The organism is Bacillota bacterium, from assembly GCA_040754675.1.
Lineage (GTDB): Bacteria > Bacillota > Limnochordia > Limnochordales > Geochordaceae > Geochorda.
The window spans coordinates 1-3272 of record JBFMCJ010000456.1 but is presented as its reverse complement, the minus strand read 5'-3'; the positions used below and the strand labels follow the sequence as shown (position 1 = coordinate 3272).

Below are 3272 nucleotides of genomic sequence, written 5' to 3'. Positions count from 1 at the left end.
TTATGACCCTCTTCACCGCCGTCTTCGCCACCTCGAATTCCAGGTCGCGCAGCATTTCGTGCCAGGCCTCAATCGTCGCCTCGGTCAGCTTCCAGTCGGGGTAGAACGCCGTGATGAAGGCCAGAAGCTGCACAGTTTCCGCACGGTTCAACTTGTGTCCACCCCCTCAGGTTCTGCGTGCTTGCGCAGGTAGTCGGCCAACACGGGCCAGGCTGCCGGTACGCGGCTGTCGCCCACGGGCTCGGCCACAACGGCGCCCAGCCAATCCTTGAAAGGCTTGTCCGGCCCAAGGAACGTGCTCGCGTGCTTGATGAACCGCTCTTCCGTACCGCGCGCACGGCAGGAAGCCGCGTAGTTGACCGCGGCCCGGATGAGGTCGTCCGCCGGCCAGCCCTCCCTCAGCCTGGCCCGCCAAGCGCGGAAGGCGCGGGCCTTTTCGACGTGCCGAGGATATACGCGCCAGAAGGCCTCGAACTCAGCTGTGTACTCCGTCCTGTCTCGCCGCTGCTCGGGTTCCGTCTGCCTCTTGTCTTCTCCCGGGGGCGGACACGCGCGCCCGGCGTCAGCCGGGCTTGGTTCCGGCTCCCGGCCGTCATGTTCGGGCTCGAACTGCGATTGCGGTTGAGCACGTGTGTTATCCGCCATTGGAGGTACAACGGTTGGTCGAGAGGCAGCATCTACGGTAGACGGAGCTGGAGCTGGAGTTGGAGTTGGAGTTGGAGCTAGAGTTAGAGAGTGGCCTATATCTTTGGCCATTGCTTGCGGAAACGCTTTGTGCAAGGCTTGGGCAAACGGTTCGGCATAGGCTTGCGCGGCCGCCAGGAACTTGGGCCACAACGGCGTGGGCGGCAGTTGTGAGAGCTTGTTGATTGCCGCCTGCTGCTGGTTCGGGTTGTCCGGCCTCTGGTACTTTAAGGCCTTGCAGATGAACATGACCTGATTTTCCTCGTCGTACTCGATGAAGCCATCCTGGATGAGTCTGGCGAACGGTTTGGCCAAGGCTTCCATGTCCCAGCCCAGGTCGGCACAGATGTACTGCTTGGGCAGCCGGAACAGCCCCTCCGTGGTCCTGTGGGGGCAGGTCAGGATGTAAAGCGCCAGCAGCTTGACCCGGTCGTCCCAGGAGTTGTGCAACCAGATCTTGGGGGATACCCTCCAGTATTCGGCCATGGCGCGTTGCTACCCCCAAACGTACTCGGCCATCAGGGGTCAACGCCCTCGCGCCGCCACCTGTGGAGAATGCCGTACAGGTACAAGAGTGCCTGCCTCGGCGTCCTCCTGTTGTCGCCTGCGACAGCCAACTGCATGGCACGCTTGATGTCCTCGACGGCGATCGACCTCAGGAACAAGACGAGTTGACGGTGGTCCGGGCACTCTTTGCGCCAGAGTTTTTCCGCTCCCCACAGGTCGAACCAGTAGTTATAGAGCTCCATGGCCTGAGCTTCCTCGCGCTCCCTTACTTGCCGCCTGACCTCGTTGTACTCGCGCAGTTGCATCTCGCGCTCCAGCAGGAGCACCGTCCGCTCGTGAATGTCGTCATCAGACACTGGCAGTTCGTCCAGGGACGTGGCACCCTTGCCCCTGTTGCACTCGTAGCAGGAGGTTACCAGGTTCTCGATGTCATCTGTGCCCCCCTCGGCAACCGGGACAATGTGATCGACCTCCAGCACCACCTGAGGCGTCGTCCTGCCGCAATACCGGCAGGTGAACTTGTCCCTTTTGAAGACCTCGAACCTGACCTTTGACGGAATCGGCTTTCTTTTCGACATGCCCTCACAACTCCCTCAGTGAGAACTCCCGCTTGACCACGTACCGCGTCCACCACGTGCAGCCCGTCTCCCACGCCGCCAGGCACGCCGAAATGATGGCCGATATCGCCACCACCAGCGGCAGGAAGACCAGAAATATGGCCACTCTCCCGGCTGTCGAGGCCTCGACCCTCTCGAGCATCAGTCCCGCCCCCCAGGCCTTGACCAAACCACGCAGCCGCACTCACAGAGGCGGGCCCGATATGTAGACCCGAAGGGCCCGGCCAAGACCCGCCATTCGTCCAACATCACGCACCGGCCGCACCGCGGGCAGAGGGCGGCCAGCGAATCGATCTCCCACGGCACATGCCTCCACGGGCGGTCGGACGCCGGCAGTGCCAGCCTGCCGTACATGGCCCCGATGGCCCCATCCATGATGCCCACGAGGACCTTCGGCGGCCTAGGCTCGACCAGCCCTGCCGGCGGCCAGGCGTTGTGCTCCCTCACGGCGCCCCACCGCCCGGCGCGGGACGATTCCGGCCCCGCGCTGCGAGCACGCGGTCGGCCGGTCTGCCCCAGAGGTCAACGTGCCACAGGCCGGACCGGGCGCGGTGGATCCACGCCACAGGCACCCGGTGCTCCCGGCACCAGCCTTCCAGCAGCCTGCGGTCCGCGCACACCGCTTTCGTGACACGGCGGACCACCCGGCTGGACCCCCGCTTGAGCGGCCGGCCCCAGGGGAGGCTCACGATTGCCACTCTCTCGCCTTGCTTTGCCCGGGCCACAGCCTTGTGCTCGCCGATCAAGGCCTCACCGCCCCCCCGAGCCACCAGCCGAGGATCACCAGCACCACACACCCGGCCAGCACCACCCACGGCTCCCACCGCGGGACCGGCCGGCCGTACCCGCACCACGGCGGGCCCGGGCGCGGGTCAAACTGCAGGGTCATCCTCAGATGCCTCCTGGTTTGCGCCATCACCAGGGCACGTAACGCCCAGCGCATCGTCGTACCTCGCGTGGATGCTGGTGCTGTCGGGCACGCGGATCAGTACCACGTCGATTTCCGGTGCGGTACACCTGCCCCGCTTGTTGTGGCGGCACTCGGACTTTTCGCAAAGCACCCGGGTCATGCCTCAGCCTCCTCCCCGCCGTGAATCGTCACCGTCGCGGGCTGCTCCTCGGGGGCCAGCGCGTCCGAGACGGCCACCTTCGCCCCGCAGCCTATGCACGTGTACTCCTCAGCCTGCACCCACCGCCCCAAGGAGCCGGGATGCCTGCCGAAGCGCCATGCGTTACCCCGCCATATGCAGACCAGGTTTGCCCCACAGCGCGGGCAAGTCGGTTGCGGCATGCTCACGCCCCCTTCTCCGCCCGCGCAAGGGCGGCGACAACGGCTTCCAAGATCTTGTCAACGGCAAGTTCAATTTCCGCCGTGTACCCGCCATCCCACTTCATTCCAGCATGGCGGACCAGCACCCCAAAGTAGTGGCCCAGGATTTCCTTTGCCTCCTGCGCAGGCGCAGA

8 protein-coding genes are annotated in these 3272 nt (G+C 64.9%); all 8 read right to left on the bottom strand.

Annotation, left to right across the window (positions count from 1 at the left end):
* Window positions 1-151 (bottom strand): replicative helicase loader/inhibitor (locus AB1609_18955; GenBank protein ID MEW6048527.1); only part of this gene is annotated, 151 nt, incomplete at its 3' end.
* Window positions 148-1170, bottom strand: coding sequence for a hypothetical protein (locus tag AB1609_18950; protein ID MEW6048526.1), 1023 nt, complete (start codon window positions 1168-1170; stop codon window positions 148-150). The genes AB1609_18955 and AB1609_18950, both read right to left, overlap by 4 nt.
* Before the next feature lie 32 nt (window positions 1171-1202).
* Entirely contained in the window at window positions 1203-1769 is a 567-nt protein-coding gene (locus AB1609_18945; GenBank protein MEW6048525.1) for an HNH endonuclease, read from the bottom strand.
* 4 nt (window positions 1770-1773) lie between these two features.
* Entirely contained in the window at window positions 1774-1950 is a 177-nt protein-coding gene (locus AB1609_18940) for a hypothetical protein (GenBank protein ID MEW6048524.1), read from the bottom strand.
* 301 nt (window positions 1951-2251) lie between these two features.
* Complete coding sequence (locus AB1609_18935; protein MEW6048523.1) at window positions 2252-2506, bottom strand: hypothetical protein; 255 nt, start codon at window positions 2504-2506, stop codon at window positions 2252-2254.
* Window positions 2507-2550: 44 nt separating this feature from the next.
* Window positions 2551-2697 carry a hypothetical protein gene (locus AB1609_18930; GenBank protein MEW6048522.1) on the bottom strand — a complete coding sequence of 49 codons (147 nt, stop codon included), beginning with the start codon at window positions 2695-2697 and terminating at the stop codon, window positions 2551-2553.
* The gene (locus tag AB1609_18925) at window positions 2681-2878 is read right to left on the bottom strand and encodes a DUF1540 domain-containing protein (GenBank protein MEW6048521.1); all 198 of its coding nucleotides are present in this window, start codon (window positions 2876-2878) and stop codon (window positions 2681-2683) included. The genes AB1609_18930 and AB1609_18925 overlap by 17 nt, the downstream gene beginning before the upstream one ends.
* Complete coding sequence (locus AB1609_18920) at window positions 2875-3099, bottom strand: hypothetical protein (GenBank protein ID MEW6048520.1); 225 nt, start codon at window positions 3097-3099, stop codon at window positions 2875-2877. Before AB1609_18920 ends, AB1609_18925 begins: the two co-directional genes overlap by 4 nt.
* Window positions 3100-3272 lie beyond the last annotated feature (173 nt).